General features: G+C 29.0%; 17 protein-coding genes and 3 tRNA genes. 9 read left to right on the plus strand and 11 right to left on the minus strand.

What is annotated here, in order from left to right; all coding sequences use genetic code 11:
• Positions 1 to 7: 7 nt before the first annotated feature.
• Genes CBLAS_RS01800 through CBLAS_RS01810 form a run of 3 tightly spaced genes read right to left on the minus strand, consistent with a single transcriptional unit; the run spans position 8 to position 1,540 of the window.
• Positions 8 to 265, minus strand: a complete 258-nt coding sequence (locus CBLAS_RS01800) for a hypothetical protein (protein ID WP_106871173.1) — start codon at positions 263 to 265, stop codon at positions 8 to 10.
• Between the two features lie 52 nt (positions 266 to 317).
• Positions 318 to 698: a tetratricopeptide repeat protein gene (locus CBLAS_RS01805; RefSeq protein WP_106871176.1), complete on the minus strand. Its 381-nt coding sequence runs from the start codon at positions 696 to 698 to the stop codon at positions 318 to 320.
• Entirely contained in the window at positions 698 to 1,540 is an 843-nt protein-coding gene (locus tag CBLAS_RS01810; protein ID WP_106871179.1) for a hypothetical protein, read from the minus strand. The genes CBLAS_RS01805 and CBLAS_RS01810 overlap by 1 nt, the downstream gene beginning before the upstream one ends.
• 1,059 nt (positions 1,541 to 2,599) lie before the next feature.
• On the opposite strand from CBLAS_RS01810, the gene CBLAS_RS01815 reads away from it, so the two are divergent.
• From CBLAS_RS01815 to CBLAS_RS01825, 3 genes are all read left to right on the plus strand, one after another.
• Positions 2,600 to 3,019, plus strand: coding sequence for a DoxX family protein (locus CBLAS_RS01815; RefSeq protein ID WP_106871183.1), 420 nt, complete (start codon positions 2,600 to 2,602; stop codon positions 3,017 to 3,019).
• A gap of 328 nt (positions 3,020 to 3,347) precedes the next feature.
• Positions 3,348 to 4,541, plus strand: coding sequence for a dicarboxylate/amino acid:cation symporter (locus CBLAS_RS01820; RefSeq protein WP_106871186.1), 1,194 nt, complete (start codon positions 3,348 to 3,350; stop codon positions 4,539 to 4,541).
• A gap of 3 nt (positions 4,542 to 4,544) precedes the next feature.
• Positions 4,545 to 5,729 (plus strand): MalY/PatB family protein, encoded by a 1,185-nt coding sequence (locus CBLAS_RS01825; RefSeq protein WP_106871189.1) that lies wholly within the window; start codon positions 4,545 to 4,547, stop codon positions 5,727 to 5,729.
• 42 nt (positions 5,730 to 5,771) lie between these two features.
• Here the strand turns inward: CBLAS_RS01825 and CBLAS_RS01830 are convergent, their stop codons facing one another.
• The 3 genes from CBLAS_RS01830 to CBLAS_RS01840 form a co-directional block, all read right to left on the minus strand.
• Positions 5,772 to 7,046, minus strand: coding sequence for an OprD family outer membrane porin (locus CBLAS_RS01830; protein WP_106871192.1), 1,275 nt, complete (start codon positions 7,044 to 7,046; stop codon positions 5,772 to 5,774).
• A 149-nt stretch (positions 7,047 to 7,195) separates the two neighbouring features.
• Positions 7,196 to 8,257 (minus strand): YedE family putative selenium transporter, encoded by a 1,062-nt coding sequence (gene yedE, locus CBLAS_RS01835; RefSeq protein WP_106871194.1) that lies wholly within the window; start codon positions 8,255 to 8,257, stop codon positions 7,196 to 7,198.
• A 121-nt stretch (positions 8,258 to 8,378) separates the two neighbouring features.
• Positions 8,379 to 8,975 (minus strand): transglycosylase SLT domain-containing protein, encoded by a 597-nt coding sequence (locus CBLAS_RS01840; RefSeq protein WP_106871196.1) that lies wholly within the window; start codon positions 8,973 to 8,975, stop codon positions 8,379 to 8,381.
• A gap of 141 nt (positions 8,976 to 9,116) precedes the next feature.
• Here CBLAS_RS01840 and CBLAS_RS01845 point away from each other — a divergent pair.
• The 5 genes from CBLAS_RS01845 to CBLAS_RS01865 all read left to right on the plus strand — a co-directional run bounded on the left by CBLAS_RS01845 (position 9,117) and on the right by CBLAS_RS01865 (position 11,386).
• Positions 9,117 to 9,192, plus strand: a tRNA-Val gene (locus CBLAS_RS01845).
• 9 nt (positions 9,193 to 9,201) lie between these two features.
• A tRNA-Asp gene (locus tag CBLAS_RS01850) sits at positions 9,202 to 9,278 on the plus strand.
• 12 nt (positions 9,279 to 9,290) lie between these two features.
• Positions 9,291 to 9,366, plus strand: a tRNA-Lys gene (locus CBLAS_RS01855).
• Between the two features lie 267 nt (positions 9,367 to 9,633).
• A complete protein-coding gene (locus CBLAS_RS01860) occupies positions 9,634 to 10,551 on the plus strand; it encodes a phage head morphogenesis protein (protein ID WP_241517586.1) in 918 nt (305 codons plus the stop codon).
• A gap of 346 nt (positions 10,552 to 10,897) precedes the next feature.
• Positions 10,898 to 11,386, plus strand: a complete 489-nt coding sequence (locus CBLAS_RS01865; protein ID WP_106905684.1) for a phage virion morphogenesis protein — start codon at positions 10,898 to 10,900, stop codon at positions 11,384 to 11,386.
• A 143-nt stretch (positions 11,387 to 11,529) separates the two neighbouring features.
• Here the strand turns inward: CBLAS_RS01865 and CBLAS_RS01870 are convergent, their stop codons facing one another.
• The 4 genes from CBLAS_RS01870 to CBLAS_RS01885 form a co-directional block, all read right to left on the minus strand.
• Positions 11,530 to 11,724 (minus strand): hypothetical protein, encoded by a 195-nt coding sequence (locus CBLAS_RS01870; protein ID WP_106872952.1) that lies wholly within the window; start codon positions 11,722 to 11,724, stop codon positions 11,530 to 11,532.
• Entirely contained in the window at positions 11,721 to 12,422 is a 702-nt protein-coding gene (locus CBLAS_RS01875; RefSeq protein WP_157940026.1) for a Rha family transcriptional regulator, read from the minus strand. Before CBLAS_RS01875 ends, CBLAS_RS01870 begins: the two co-directional genes overlap by 4 nt.
• A complete protein-coding gene (locus tag CBLAS_RS01880; RefSeq protein ID WP_157940025.1) occupies positions 12,419 to 12,559 on the minus strand; it encodes a hypothetical protein in 141 nt (46 codons plus the stop codon). The genes CBLAS_RS01875 and CBLAS_RS01880 overlap by 4 nt, the downstream gene beginning before the upstream one ends.
• Positions 12,560 to 12,731: 172 nt before the next feature.
• Positions 12,732 to 13,721 (minus strand): phage tail tape measure protein, encoded by a 990-nt coding sequence (locus tag CBLAS_RS01885; RefSeq protein WP_106871643.1) that lies wholly within the window; start codon positions 13,719 to 13,721, stop codon positions 12,732 to 12,734.
• Between the two features lie 29 nt (positions 13,722 to 13,750).
• Here CBLAS_RS01885 and CBLAS_RS01890 point away from each other — a divergent pair, with 29 nt between their 5' ends.
• Entirely contained in the window at positions 13,751 to 14,053 is a 303-nt protein-coding gene (locus CBLAS_RS01890) for a hypothetical protein (protein ID WP_133169616.1), read from the plus strand.
• Positions 14,054 to 14,174: 121 nt separating this feature from the next.
• On the opposite strand, the gene CBLAS_RS01895 is transcribed toward CBLAS_RS01890, so the two are convergent.
• Positions 14,175 to 14,408, minus strand: a complete 234-nt coding sequence (locus CBLAS_RS01895) for a phage tail assembly protein (RefSeq protein WP_106871639.1) — start codon at positions 14,406 to 14,408, stop codon at positions 14,175 to 14,177.
• Between the last annotated feature and the right edge of the window lie 320 nt (positions 14,409 to 14,728).

Here is a 14,728-nt window from a genome sequence, read left to right on the forward strand (position 1 = left end):
ACCTATTTTATCTAAAATAGCTGAGCTTATAAGAAAGAAAAAAGCAAATAAAACTGCAAAAAAATGAAAATGGGAGTAAAATAAAAAGCCTAAGAGCAACTGTCAAAACCTTATAAAAAGTAGTTATTTCATACTCAGCACCACAATTTTTACAAATGAAATTTTTATTTTTATTTAAGAAAAAATCATCTATATCAAAGGCTTCTTTAAAAAAGTCCTTTTTGCTAATATCATTTTGACACTCTACGCACTTAAAATTTTTCACAAAACTCCTTTTTACTTTTTAAAAATTATCATACCATCTGATATTTTTGAATTTATTTTGTAGCATTGCTTTCCAAAGATTTTTCATCAAAATTACAACTATCTTTATAGCCATATTCACAAGCTTTATTAAAGTATTCTTTTGCTTTTTGTAAGTCTTGTTTTACACCTTTCCCTTCCATATACAAATCACCTAAATTAAAGCAAGATAATGCATTATTGCTATTGCAAGCTTTTTTATAAGAAGTGGCTGCTTTTATATAATCTTGCTTTGTATAGTATAAATTACCAAGATTATCACAACCAATTAAAGAACCATTATCACAAGCTTTTTTAAGCAATTCAAATGCTTTTTTATCATCTTGTTTTACACCATAGCCATATTTATATAAAGCTGCTAAATTATTACAACTATCTCCATATTTATCTTTCATTACTTACCTCCATCAAGTAATTGTTTTATTTCATCATCTTGTGTAACATCAAAAAGTATATATAAAAAACCAATGTTAAATTTTCTAAATTCCGATATTTTTTTATACTTTAATATCTCTTTTATCCATTTTAATTTCTCTTTTTTATATGTTTGATATTCGCTTGATTGTAAAAACTTTTTAGTTTCACTAGGAATAAAATGTACATCTAGTTTATATCCTTTATCTTCTTGGATAAACTTTAACATATCATGACTTATATCATTTATGGTGCTATCTTCATTTGAAATTTTAAATCCACTTTCAAGATAAAGCTTAAATAATTCAAAATTATTTTGTAAATAAATAATAAATAAAACTGAGAATGCATATTTTTCTTTAAAGGTTTCATCTATTTCATTTGGCAAATCACTATGGATAGAAAAAAGCATTTTTGAAATTTCTACTCCTGCTGTGTCTCCAAAATGAGTTTTAATAGGTACAAACATTGCTATTCCATAATATACATCAAGCTCTTTTTCATAAGATAAAATAAGCTTAAGTATTTCATTTGTTGCATTCTCAGAGTTTACCACTTCTAAATGTACTAATTTCATATTTTCATTATTTTTTAAATCCATTAATTGTGGATTTTTATCAAGTATATTTTTTACCTTTTTATAATCATTTGAATTTATAGCTTTACTTAGCTCGTTAAATTGCTTAGTTAAATTTATATCTTGATTTAAGTTTTTGTTTATACCAGAAATTTGCTCATTATTTAAGCTTTTATTTACATCATTTGCAAAAGTAAAATTTGCAAATATAAAAAATGTAAAAATTAAAGTTAAAATTTGTTTCATTGTTTTATCTCCTAGTAAAATACAAATTTAGCACATTATATTTTAGTGATTATTTTACATAAGTATATTTTAAATTTTTATAAATTAATTGTATTGTTTTGAGATTGGTTATTAATTATAAATTTAGTTTTAAATAAAAAAAGTATAAAAATATATTCTTAAAATCTCTTATAAATAATAAATTTATGCTAGTTGATTTATAGCTAAAACTATATAAAAATATGATTTATTTAATTGTTTTATCAAGTAGTTTTAGTTTAGAATTCCTTGATGTTTTATTTAAATTTACTACAACACCAAACTAATTAAAATTTAGTATTTTCTATATTTTTACAAATGTTTTGATTTAATACTTTTATTTCTTCAACTATCTTTTCCATAATATATCCTTTTATATTAGAATGAAATTAAGCCTAATTAAGACTTAGTATTTTAGTGTGTTGTTTGTTATAGCCAAACTATCTAACTCTCCCATCCATTCATAACAATTTGCATCATATCTTGGTTGTTTTTTATATCACTATGAGTTATATTTGTTAAGCCATTATTATCTGCATAAGAGTTTAGCTGCCTTAACCTCATTGATTTTAAATTATTATACTAGAATGGCTAATATATCTATTTTTGATATTTGTGCAGTTATGCTTTATCTAGCTCGTTGGAATCTACTAGCGATGGTGGTTTTAAGACAGAAATTATTTATATTTTTATATCCATTTAGTGGAAGTGAAAATATATTATAAAAAGAAATCCATAAGATTATAAATAATCTAAAAGACTATATATTCTCCATTATAATTGCAATAATTTATAGTAAATTTAGATTATTGCAAAATACTGTTTAATAAGTTAGCAATCTAATATATTAATTTCATTAAAATTTTTGTAATCAGGTTTATATTTTATATTAGAAATATATTCAATTTTATACTTTTTTGAAATTACATATATATAAATATATAAGTATTATATAAAAAATTATATATTTATTTTTTGTTTTAAATTTATTTATTTTAGAAGGAGTATAATTTTTTTCTAAAAAATATTAAAGGAGAGTGGATGCAAGCAATAGAGGCGTTATTTGAAAAGATAGATAACAAGGATTTGGCTTTGCTTTTTGTAAGACTTGGTTTAGCCATTACTATTTTGTTTCATGGCTATCATAAACTTACTCATGGTGTTGGTCATCTTCAAGAAGATCTTATAGCTCTTGGAATTCCTGGTGTTATAGCTTATTTAGCATATCTTGGTGAAATTGTGGCTCCAATTATGCTATTAATTGGACTTTTTAGTAGAGCAGCTAGTGCATTTATCATTGGAACTTGCATATTCATATTTATGGTAAGATGGGGCAATGGTACATTTATGATTAGCCCTAAAACAGGCGGTCTTGTTATAGCAGAAGCATATTTATATCTTTCTAGTGCGCTTTGCATTTTTTTTGCAGGAAGTGGAAAATACGCAATCAAAAAAGATTAGCTTATCAATACGGGAAATTAATATTCCCGTATTTTTCTACATTAAAATTAATTATTTTACTTTAAATTACAAGTATATAAGTGATTTTTATACTATTTTGTTTTAATTTTTTAACAACAAATAAATATTAAATTTGAAACTATAATTTATAATCAAGAAAAAATATTTTATTAAATATAATGCCTTTAGGATTTAGAGATTTAGGGATTTAATACAGGCTAGCTTTATTAAAAATGAATTTTTAAATTAAATTTATAACAGTTATTTTATATTCATTATCGATTTGATATAATGATTTTAATAATTTGATAACACTAGAGGAGAAATTATGAGTAGAATTTTAACAAGTTTGCCATTTAAGCTAATATTGGCAATAACTTTGGGTATATTTTTAGGGCAGGCTGTTGATGAGCCCGTGATGAAAGTGGCTATCACATTAAAGTATATCTTAGGACAAATTATTATATTTTGTGTTCCACTTATCATTATAGGTTTTATAGCACCATCTATTACCAAACTTGGTAAAAATGCTTCAAAAGTTTTATTTATAGCCGTTAGTATAGCTTATGTATCATCTGTTGGAGCAGCTGTATTGTCAATGACTGCAGGTTATATAATAATTCCAATGCTTTCAATAGTAACAAATCCAGCAGGTTTACAAGAACTACCTGATTTGGTATTTAAGCTAAGTATACCGCAGATTATGCCTGTTATGAGTGCACTTTTTTTATCTATATTAGTTGGGCTTTCAGCTGCTTGGACAAAAGCTGAAGCTATGACTAAACTTCTTGATGAATTTCAAGCAATGGTTTTAAAAATAGTTGTTAAAGTTATCATACCACTATTACCATTTTTTATAGGTCTTACATTTATGGTTCTTTCATATGAGGGAAGCATAACAACACAATTTTTTGTCTTTTTAAAGATAATTGCAATAGTTCTAATAGGGCATTTTATATGGCTTTTTGTATTGTATAGCATGGCAGGAGTTTATTCAGGTAAAAATCCTATAGAGGTTATAAAACATTATCTTCCAGCTTACTTAACTGCAGTTGGAACAATGTCATCAGCTGCAACTTTAGCAGTTGCACTTGATTCTGCAAACAAATCATCAGTTTTAAGAAAAGATATGGTAAGTTTTGGAATTCCACTTTTTGCTAATATACATTTGTGCGGTTCGGTTTTAACAGAGGTGTTTTTTGTAATGGCAGTATCTCAAATTTTATATGGTGCTATTCCACCGCTTTCAATGATGATTATTTTTTGTTTTTTACTTGCTGTGTTTGCCATAGGTGCTCCAGGAGTTCCAGGAGGTACTGTTATGGCTTCGCTTGGATTAATATCAGGATTTTTAGGTTTTGATGAGACAGGGGTTGCTTTAATGCTTACAATTTTTGCACTTCAAGATAGCTTTGGAACTGCTTGTAACATTACAGGAGATGGTGCTTTGACGCTTGCTATGACAGGATATGCAGATAAGCATGATATTAAAGACAAAATAGATATTATAGAAATGGGTTAAGAGATGAAATATGATTTTAAAAATTATATAGATAAAACGAATACAGGTTCTTTCAAGTGGAATTTAATGAGGCTCAAAGGTAAAAATATAGAAAAAGGGATAATTCCCTTTTCTGTTGCTGATATGGAGTTTAAAATAGCCCCTCAAATAATAAAAAGTTTAAAAGATACCCTAGATAAGCCACATCTAGGGTATACAAAACCTGATGAAAAATATTTTAAATCAATTATAAAATGGTTTAAAAAAAGACATGAATTTCAAATAAAAAAAGAGTGGATACTTATAAGCCCAGGTATTGTTATAGCACTTTTTTCAGCAGTTAGAGCTTACACTAAAAAAGGAGATGGTGTTATTATTATGACTCCTGTATATCCACCTTTTTATAATTCTATTTCTATGAATGAAAGAAAAATAATTGAAAACAAATTAATTTTTAAAAATAATAGATATGAAATTGATTTTAAGGATTTAGAAGAAAAAGCAAAGGATAAAAATAATAAAATGCTCATTCTTTGTAGTCCGCATAACCCAGTAGGAAGAGTTTGGAGCAAAGAAGAATTAATAAAGATAGGCAAAATTTGTTTGCAAAATGGTATTGTTGTAGTTAGTGATGAAATTCATTGTGATTTGATTATGAAAGACTACAAGCATACTGTATTTAGTAGTATTTCAAAAGAATTTGCTGATATTTCGGTAACATGCACAGCTCCAAGCAAAAGTTTTAATATAGCAGGGCTTCAAGCTTCAAATTTAATTATTAAAAATAAAAAATTAAGAGAAAAATTTAGTAATGAATTAAAAAAACAAGGCTTAACAGGATTAAATTCATTTGCCTACATAGCAACAAAAACAGCATATAATAAGTGTGAAGATTGGCTTAATGATGCTATAGAAATCATAGGAAAAAATGAAAAAAAAGTGCATAGATTTTTTAAAAAATATATACCACAAATTAGTGCTTGCAAGCTTGAAGGGACATATCTTATGTGGATAAATTTAAGAAATTTAAATTTATCAGAAGAAGAGATCGAAAATATCTTAATAAACAAAGCTCAAATTTTTGCAAACAAAGGATTAATGTTTGGAAAAAATGGAGAAGGTTTTATTAGATTAAACATAGCTTGCCCTACAAGAGATTTAAAAAAAGCACTAAGACGCTTAAAAACAGCATTAGAAAATATTATTTAAATTTACATAGGCAAGATTTGCCTATGTAAAAAACTACATTAATTAAAATTTATAGCCGAGCTTAAACCAAATTTCATCAATTTCAGTCTTTTTTTGAAGATTTTTATTTTTTATATCAAGAGATGACAAAACAAGATTTAAATTTAGTCCTTGTACTTTAGGTATTTTATATGACGCTGTAAGCGCGTAACCATCATAATCTATATTATTTTTCCAATTATCTTTTCTTTTTGCTGTTACGTATTGGGCTGAAGTTTTTAAGTTTTGAACACCAATTTTTGAAAAATCATAATTTAGTTGGAATTTATAAGTGTCTGTGCCGGCTTGAGTTGAAAATATAAAGGGACCTCTTATAGGTAAAAATGTATATGTGCTTACTCCAAGCCCCATGCCTGTAATAACAGAAGCTTTATCGCTAACTGTTGTAGTAGCCACTAAACCACTAATGCCATTTAAAAAACTAAATCTAGCTCTTATATCAAATAAACTACCATCGTATTGTTCATAATCGCTATTAGAACCCCTATAAGAAAAATCAAAGCCAAGTTTTACATCATTTATAGCTAAATCATAGTTTAATTCTGTATAGTAAATCCCTAAATCATACTTTTTGTTTACTCCAAATTTAACATTATTAATCCGACCATATGCAGCTGAAATTTTTAAATTTTGAAGTGAAGAATTAGACATACCAGCATACCAAGCATTGTTAAATTTATAGGTTTTGTCTGAAGCGCCACCAAGAGTCATTGAGTTATGAAACTTAGGAGCATCGCCGGTATCGGTTATATCATATGTAGCACTTGTTCTTCCTTGAAATTTATCAATATAACCAGCATATAATAAAGTATTTTCTAAGTAGTTACTTTGAATTGTAACTCCTTGAAAAGACTCTTTGAAAATTCTCGTAAGGCTTCCTGAGGCAATAGGGGTATCTATGTATTGTCTACCTATTTTAATATCTGTTTTATAAAAATTATATCCTATATATGCTTCAGAAAGAATAGCTCCAGAGGCGTATTGTTCTTTAATAAATAGTTCTTTTGCTTTGTTGTTTATCCAAGGAGTAGAGTTTGCTTGAAATGTTGCACCTAAATAAAAACCATAAAAATTGTCTGTTTTATAACCAAGTTCTATTGCAAAATTGGTTACATTGGCATTGTATTTTTGACTATTATCCCTATGCCAATACCATGCTTTTAATTCACCTTTTAACTCTCCATTTTGAAAAGCTTCAGCTAGAGAATCTTTAGCAGTCAAAGTGGAACATATACTGATATTTAAAATTATAATTAAGCTTAGTTTGCATAATTTCATGACCTTCCCTTAACTTAAAATATCTAAGTATATCTTGGAAATATCTTATGATAATAACATATTTCTTAATTTTATATTAATAATACATTAAATTTACTTTAAATAAAGTGGTGAGAGAATATGCAGAGTAAATTCTGCATATTTAAAAACTATCTATATTGTTTATAAAACAACCCTATATATATTACAAATATAAAGCCAAGTAAAATTGCATATGGTGCAAACTGAGTTATTCCTTTTGGAGAGCTAGCTAGTAAAAAGTTATGTGCTATAGCACTTCCTGCCATCATACCTAATATAAAGATTGCGGAGTTTAAATTTCCTGACCCCATTTGAACTAAATGTTTTCCAGGACACCCTTCACTTAAACTAAAGCAAAGTCCAGCAAGCATCATTCCTAAAAAATTCCAAATATAGTTATTATGAGCTATTGGTTGATCTGTAAAACCAAATTTATATTGATCTAGTGCAAAATTTGAAATAGAAGCAAATACTATTAAGCTAATTATACCAGCGAACATAGAAAAATCACCTCTATAAAGCTTGTTAAATGCACCAACACTACAAAATTTGCTTTTTTGCATAAGCATTCCTACTGCAATGCTTAAAACAAGTGATATTAAAATAGGAGCATGCTGAGCACCGGGTCCTTTAATAGATGTAAATATAGCTGCATTTTCTCCAAGTTTTAAATTAAATATTAATGCTAAAAGCAATAAGATGGTTATTAATACCGGCAAAAGCCCTATAGATACTGGTAGTTTTATGGTTGTTGTCGTGCTATATCCATTTTTTTTAAAAAACATACCAACACCAACTCCAGCAGCAATACCTAAAAAACCAGCTATAGCAGTCATATCTCCACCTCCAAGCCTTAAAAAAGCCCTCCATGGACAACCTAAAAATACTAGACATCCAATCATCGCAAAAATACCTAATAAAAATCGTATAAAAGGAGATGAACCCGTTGAGCTTGAAAATTCTTTAGTCCAAAAAATACTAGCTATAAAGCCTCCAAATATTAAACCTATAATTTCTGGTCTTATATATTGAACAATGCTAGCACTATGAAAGCCTAAAGCTCCTGTTGTATCACGCAAAAAGCAGGCTGCACAAATTCCCATATTGCCAGGGTTTCCAAAATATACTAAAATAGTAGCCAACAAGCCAAGAGAACCACCGGCAATTATTTGCCATTTAAAATTATTCATAAAAAATCCTAAGTAAAAGTAAAATCAAACTGATTTCTTGCGTTAATTCTACATTTTATTAAATAAAAATCAAATAAAATTTTGAACTTATTAATATTTTAAAATCAAAATAAATTTATATTTATTTTGCTCTTTTTTTAAATTCTTCCATATAGTGTTTATAAAATCTCTTATAGTATGGGTTTGAGTTGCGATTTCTCATACCATAGTTATAGCATTCTATTGTTTTTTGAATATCTTTATTTTTTGCTTTGTAGCATTTTCTTAGCACTTTTGCACATTTTGTCAAATTATATGTTGGATTAAAGACCATATCTATTTCATTATCTTTAAAATTAAAAGAATTTAGCTGCCCAAGCCCAACATCAATATTAAAACCATTTTTAACCAAAAGTTTTGTTATCTCTTTTGCATATTCTTCATTTATAGGGCTTATAGATACTATCCATTTGTTTTTATTTAGACTATATGGACTTGCTTTAATTGATATATTTTTTGTTTCAAGATTTTTGAAATATATGGCATTTTCTTTATTTGTTAAAAAGCTTATAGCAAAAGGATTAAAATTACTTTCTATTTTGACAATCGTATATAAAATTCCAGAAGAAACTGCTTGTTTTTTTGCTACATCTGCTATAGTATATATGATTTCTTCATAGGTATAGGCATAAATTGTTTTTACAAATAACATTAACAGAAAAATAATTTTAAATTTCATATAAATTCTTCCTAGTTTTATTTAATTTTAACATATATTTCTTAAGTAAATACAAAAAAATTAAAAAATTCATTTTTTATTCTATATTTAAGTAATATTTTATTTTTTATAATGTATAATTCTAATTCTTTTAAAGATAAAGGTCGCTTAGCTCAGTTGGTAGAGCGCCACCCTTACAAGGTGGATGTCATAAGTTCGAGTCTTATAGCGACCACCATTTTTTGGTGCGGCGGTAGTTTAGTTGGTTAGAATACCGGCCTGTCACGCCGGGGGTCGCGAGTTCAAGTCTCGTCCGCCGCGCCATCTTTTTAAAGTGTCTCGTTAGCTCAGCAGGTAGAGCATCTCCCTTTTAAGGAGGGGGCCGTTGGTTCGAATCCAACACGGGACACCACTTCTATACGAAACTCCCCTAAATAGGACATTTTAACTTCTAAAAACACTTACTTTAAGCTTAAATTTATTTCTAGAAAAATTGCTTTGCAGGAACGATATATGGCTACTTCTAGTGATTTAAGAAAAAATAAAGAATACCTAAATAAACCCAACCTTAAAGAAAAAAGGCTGGTTTGGTAAAACAAAAGTTGTAAAAAGAGAAACAGGCGAAGAAAAAGAGATATATGTAGGCTCTCGTAGACTTAAAACTATCTACAATACAAATATGAGAACAATCTATGCTAAAAGTAGATATACAGGGCAAATGCTAAGCAGTGCAACTCATTTTAGATACACAGCAGTTATGGACAATCTAACAAGAGCAAAGCATAGAGGTATGCATAATCTAGTATTGCCAAAAACGGATCCTTTTTGGGATACAAACTACCCACCAAATGGTTGGAATTGTAGATGTCAAGTGGAGGCTATAACTTTAAGTGAAGCTAAAAGAAGAGGTTTAAAGGTAAGAGAAGATAGCAATGGTATAAATGGTATAGCAGATATTGACTTTGCTTACAATCCAGGAAAAACAGATAAATTAGATGAAATTTTAGCCAAGAAAAAAGATAGATTTAAACTAAATACAAAGCTAACTAGTAAAGAAGTAAATGCTATCTTAAAAGACTTAGGAAATTTCACAAAACAAAAAGATTTGTATGTTTGGAAAAAAGGACTTAATGATATGGTTGATGAAGTTATAGTAAAAAACAACCAAAAAACACCACTTAATGTAGTTCAAGTTGGGCTTTTATCTAAATTTATAAGTGAGACAGCAAGTAAGCTACTAAACAAAGAGGTTAAAAGTGGTGGAATGATACTAACCAAAAAAGAACTCTCACACGCTAGACCACAAAGAAAAGAGGCATATAATCATGCCTTTAGAGTTGAAGAGATGAAGGAAATAGTAGATGTTTTAAATGATGAAAATAGAGCATATGTGGATTTAAGAGATAAACATAAAAATATAGTATTTATTTTTGAAGATAAAAAAGATAAAACAAAGCTAAATTTAATACCGATTGAAATAAGCAAATTTCATAAAAAGTTTAAGATGAAAAACTATGTTATAACATTGGATAAAGCTGATAAAGAAGATATTTTTGGTTTTATAAAAGGAAAAAAAATACAAAAAATAAAACAATGAATGGGTGGGATTTGAACCCACAACATCGACGACATTTGCCCTCTGTGGTTACTCTCCCTTTTTGCAAAGGGTTCACATCTTCATTCATTGTTTTTATTATTTTACCAAAAACAGAGTTTAAAGTCAAAAAAATGAGTTTAACTAATTATATGGTTACAGTTGGGAAAGTTGGAAGAATAGAAAATGATAAAAGTGAATATATTAAAATCCGTTAGCGGTAGGAGTTGCACCTACAATATAGCAAGCAGTTAATGACTGCCAGCTATCGCTACTACATTGCGATCATCAACTAACGAATTTACCCATATTATACCAAATAACCTTTATTTTGTCAAAAGGAGATAAGATGTCTATAAAAGTAAAAGGACTTAAAGAGGTTCAAGACAAACTACATAAATTAAGCCATTTAGGTGGAGACATTGAACCATTTTTAGCAGATACTGGTGAAATTTTAAGAAATGAAATAGAGGATAGTTTTGAAAAACAAAGCTCGCCTTTTGGCAAACAATGGAAAGCCTTAAAAGAGAGCACTAAAAAATATAAAGATAAAAAAGGCTATAGTTCAAATGTATTAAGAAAAAGCGGAGATTTAGCTGATAAATGGGAGATAAAAACAACCAATACAAGTGTTAGAGTATTTAACGCTTTAAAAAGCAAAGGCTATGTTTATGGTTTAGTTCATCAATTTGGCACAAACAAAGCTGGTCGTGGCAAAAACACAACCATACCAGCAAGACCATTTTTACCAATTAGTAAAAAAGGATTTTTAAAAAAAGAGTTAAAAGATGAGATAAAAAAAGACTGCATTAACTATATAAAAGATATTTTAGCCTAGTCATCCTGAGCCTTTTACCCAGTCATCCTGAGCGAAGCGAAGGATCTCATCAAGATTGTAAACAAACATTGCTAACAAGGGGAGATTCTAAGGCTAAAGCCTCAGAATGACGGAATGGACAAACTCCAAATAACAAAGGCTAATTAGTCCTTTAAAAGTTCCTCTAATTCTTCTACCATAGAAGAAAAGCCATCACCTAAAAAAAGTAACCCGCTGACGATTCTATCATTGTCACCATCTTTTGCATATATAGCCATACTATAAAGCAAAGCTGTAGCGCCATCTAAAAAGTCCTTAGTCTCTTCTAGCTTTACCATTTTATCAAAATCCACACTCATAACTCACCTCCAAACAAATCATAACTTTTAACTAAACCACTATATCTTAAATGCCTTGCTATAGTCCAAGAACTTCTGTTAAGCTTCCTTGCTATTTGTGCATAGTTTAAACCCTGTTTATAAAGGTTAATGGCTTTGTTTAGCTCATCTTTGCTAAATTTAACACCTTTTCCTTTTACCTTTAAATCCTCAAATGTTTTTAATCTCTTACTCTCAACCTTTTCAAGTAAAAGTGAGTTTGTAAGCTCTAAGCTTTTATAGTATTTTGTCTTAAACTCATTTGCTTCGTTTTTATAACCCTCAAGCTTTTTGTTTACCTCCGCTAAGCTGTTAATTAAATTATCAAGATGCGGTCGCTCTTTTCTTAGCATACTCTCCATCATATTAAAAGCTTTGATAAACTCAATCTTCCACCTGTAAGCCTTTTCACCTGTAAATCCCATAACTAAAAGTGAAAAGCCATCACGGGTAAGGTTGTAGTATGGCTCACTTCTTACAACTGCCCCAAATTTAGCTATTCGCTCCGTAAGCCGAAAATTAAGCTCACGGAATTCATCTTGCGGAAGCTCTTTAATTTTTGCTATAATATGTTTGTGTTCTTTCTCAAACACACTAGCGATTGCTAATGAAGTGGTGTAGGTTTGGTTTCCCACCACTTCAAAACTTACCTGCTGATTGTTTATCACAAAGCTACTCATTTTTTACTCCTTTGTTTTATTTTTTGTTTATTGGCTCTACTTAGCTCCGCTAATTGTTCAGATAGCTGAGTGTTGGCTATCTGATGAATTAAAGACATAATGCTTTTTTCATACTTTGTTGATTTATGTTTTTTCATTTTTTAAGCTCCTTTATATCTTTTTCTAATCTATTTACTTTTAAACTAAGCACCAAAACACTAACTGCTAAAATAAGCACTAAAACATTTATAACCATTTTTTGCTCCTTTATGGTATAATCAAAGGATGAGTAAAACAATAAACAAAGGGTTGGGGCAACTGCCCCCTTGCTTACCCCTTGCCTTTTGCTTGAATAATTGCAGTTATTAAGCAAATTATCGTAGTGATTAACTCGAGTATCTCACTAGCTGACATTGTTTTACTCTCCTTTCTATCAAGCCCTTTGTTTGCATCTTTCCCGAGTGCTATTTTAAGATAATTTGCATCAAGTCCCATATTCTCAACTGCTTTATGGAATTTATTATCTTGTCCATCTATATTTGCAAGGCGGTTTAGTAAGCTATTTATAGCAGTTGATGCAACCTCAGGTGCTTTTCCAAGTGATAAAAATCCTGATGCAATGGAAGCTAGTTTATCCTCACTAATTCCAAGAATTTTTGAAGAGCCTGCAGTTCTTCCTATTATGTTAAATAGATCCTTTGCATTTACCATAGCCATTTTATTATCTAAATAGTTTATCTTATCAGCATAAATGGCTAACTCTTTTAAATTCATCTTTAAATTGTTTGTAAGTAAAGATAGAGCGTCTCCTGCTTCTTTACCACTCATCTCAAACGCAACTGCAGCTTTTGATGTTAAGGTTGTATACTCTTCTATATCTTTTGCTGCTAAATTTAGTCTTCCACCACTTACAGCAATATCGGCAATATCAGCAAAGGAAACACCATAGTTTTTACTAATCTTTTTTAAAGCACTATTTACCATAGTCTCTTCTTCTTTATTGGCAAAGTCTACATACTTCTTAACATCAGCAAATGAAGCCTCATAATCAATTGCAATTTTTACAGGTAAAGCAATAGAGCCAATTAACGCAATCTTTTCTAGCATTTTTGATTTAAACTCTTTCATTTCATCATCTAATTTATTTATCGTTTTTATATTTAATCTCATTTTAGACAAATCTTTTTTTAGATGTGAAACACTTGCTCCAGCTTTCTTAATTGATGAGTTTAGTTTTCCAAAGGCTTTTGTGCAAGTACTAATTCCACTTAATCCCTTTAGTGCTATACCTATACTAATACCAACTGCAGTTTCTTGCATATTAATCTCCTTTGTGTTATAATCCCAATATGAAAAATATTATCCGTTTTTACGAAAAATATAAACTTGAAATAATGGGAACTACTTTTTTTATTGTTCCATTTGTTTTAAATTGGTGCCTTATGTCTACTCCTAGTGGCGACGATGACTTGTTCATTAAAGCTTTTGCAGCTTTTCTTTTTATGCTTGTTACACTTATTCCGGTAGGATTTTTACTAACTCCAATATTTCTTATAATAGAAATACTAATAGACATATATGAATCCATAGATTACCACAAAGAAAAAAGAAGAAATAAGAAAGAAAAGGAAAAAAGAAAAACCCAACTTTAAAAACTCCTGTGCTTTAATATATCTTGTGAAATTCTTACAAACTCACTAAAATCGCTAAGCTCTAATTCCATTATTTCACTATAAGTAAAATGCAATGTATGCCCTATGAGAGCTACAGCTTCTAAGCTGTAACCCCCGCCTCTTCTAAAAAAGAATTAAGACCTTTTTGCAAAGCCATATAATCTTTTAGCCCCATATCTTCTATTTCATTCTCTGTCATATTAGTTGTAGCTGCTATCATAGCTACTGCTTGTGCAACCTCGCCATCTTTTAAATTTGCATTTTTTAAAACTCTAACAGTTGGTTCAAACATCTCAACATTTCTATCGCTTAATTCTATTTTTATACTTTTCATATTTTAAATAATAAATGATTTTTTACTAATCAAATATCAAAAAACAAGGTAGTTATCTTGTTAGTAATGACCGCAATTTTCATATTTAACAACCTTTGGTAGAAAAAGCAGAAGTTATTATCTCAAATACTTCTTTGATATACTAGATATCCCATTATCTCAAATGCATTTACTAAATAATCTTGTAAGATAACATCAACATAAAATTATTTTATGTTAAGCTAAATAAACACAGTATAAAAGCAATGTTTTTAAAACAGCATTCAAGATTTTGTGTTATTAGCTTTGGTTTTTGTTTAAAATCTTAGGTCTTTTAGAAC

The sequence above is a fragment of the Campylobacter blaseri genome, assembly GCF_013201895.1.
Classification (GTDB): domain Bacteria; phylum Campylobacterota; class Campylobacteria; order Campylobacterales; family Campylobacteraceae; genus Campylobacter_B; species Campylobacter_B blaseri.

Excerpts from the sequence above, each read along its gene's own strand:
- CBLAS_RS01895 (WP_106871639.1), bottom strand. The coding sequence starts at position 14,408 with ATGAAAAGTATAAAAATAGAATTAAGCGATAGAAATGTTGAGATGTTT.
- CBLAS_RS01810 (WP_106871179.1), bottom strand. The coding sequence starts at position 1,540 with ATGAAACAAATTTTAACTTTAATTTTTACATTTTTTATATTTGCAAAT.
- CBLAS_RS01820 (WP_106871186.1), top strand. The coding sequence starts at position 3,348 with ATGAGTAGAATTTTAACAAGTTTGCCATTTAAGCTAATATTGGCAATA.
- CBLAS_RS01870 (WP_106872952.1), bottom strand. The coding sequence starts at position 11,724 with ATGAGTGTGGATTTTGATAAAATGGTAAAGCTAGAAGAGACTAAGGAC.
- CBLAS_RS01825 (WP_106871189.1), top strand. The coding sequence starts at position 4,545 with ATGAAATATGATTTTAAAAATTATATAGATAAAACGAATACAGGTTCT.
- CBLAS_RS01875 (WP_157940026.1), bottom strand. The coding sequence starts at position 12,422 with ATGAGTAGCTTTGTGATAAACAATCAGCAGGTAAGTTTTGAAGTGGTG.
- CBLAS_RS01865 (WP_106905684.1), top strand. The coding sequence starts at position 10,898 with ATGTCTATAAAAGTAAAAGGACTTAAAGAGGTTCAAGACAAACTACAT.
- CBLAS_RS01880 (WP_157940025.1), bottom strand. The coding sequence starts at position 12,559 with ATGAAAAAACATAAATCAACAAAGTATGAAAAAAGCATTATGTCTTTA.
- CBLAS_RS01830 (WP_106871192.1), bottom strand. The coding sequence starts at position 7,046 with ATGAAATTATGCAAACTAAGCTTAATTATAATTTTAAATATCAGTATA.
- CBLAS_RS01890 (WP_133169616.1), top strand. The coding sequence starts at position 13,751 with ATGAAAAATATTATCCGTTTTTACGAAAAATATAAACTTGAAATAATG.
- yedE (WP_106871194.1), bottom strand. The coding sequence starts at position 8,257 with ATGAATAATTTTAAATGGCAAATAATTGCCGGTGGTTCTCTTGGCTTG.
- CBLAS_RS01885 (WP_106871643.1), bottom strand. The coding sequence starts at position 13,721 with ATGCAAGAAACTGCAGTTGGTATTAGTATAGGTATAGCACTAAAGGGA.
- CBLAS_RS01815 (WP_106871183.1), top strand. The coding sequence starts at position 2,600 with ATGCAAGCAATAGAGGCGTTATTTGAAAAGATAGATAACAAGGATTTG.
- CBLAS_RS01860 (WP_241517586.1), top strand. The coding sequence starts at position 9,634 with ATGAGAACAATCTATGCTAAAAGTAGATATACAGGGCAAATGCTAAGC.
- CBLAS_RS01840 (WP_106871196.1), bottom strand. The coding sequence starts at position 8,975 with ATGAAATTTAAAATTATTTTTCTGTTAATGTTATTTGTAAAAACAATT.
- CBLAS_RS01805 (WP_106871176.1), bottom strand. The coding sequence starts at position 698 with ATGAAAGATAAATATGGAGATAGTTGTAATAATTTAGCAGCTTTATAT.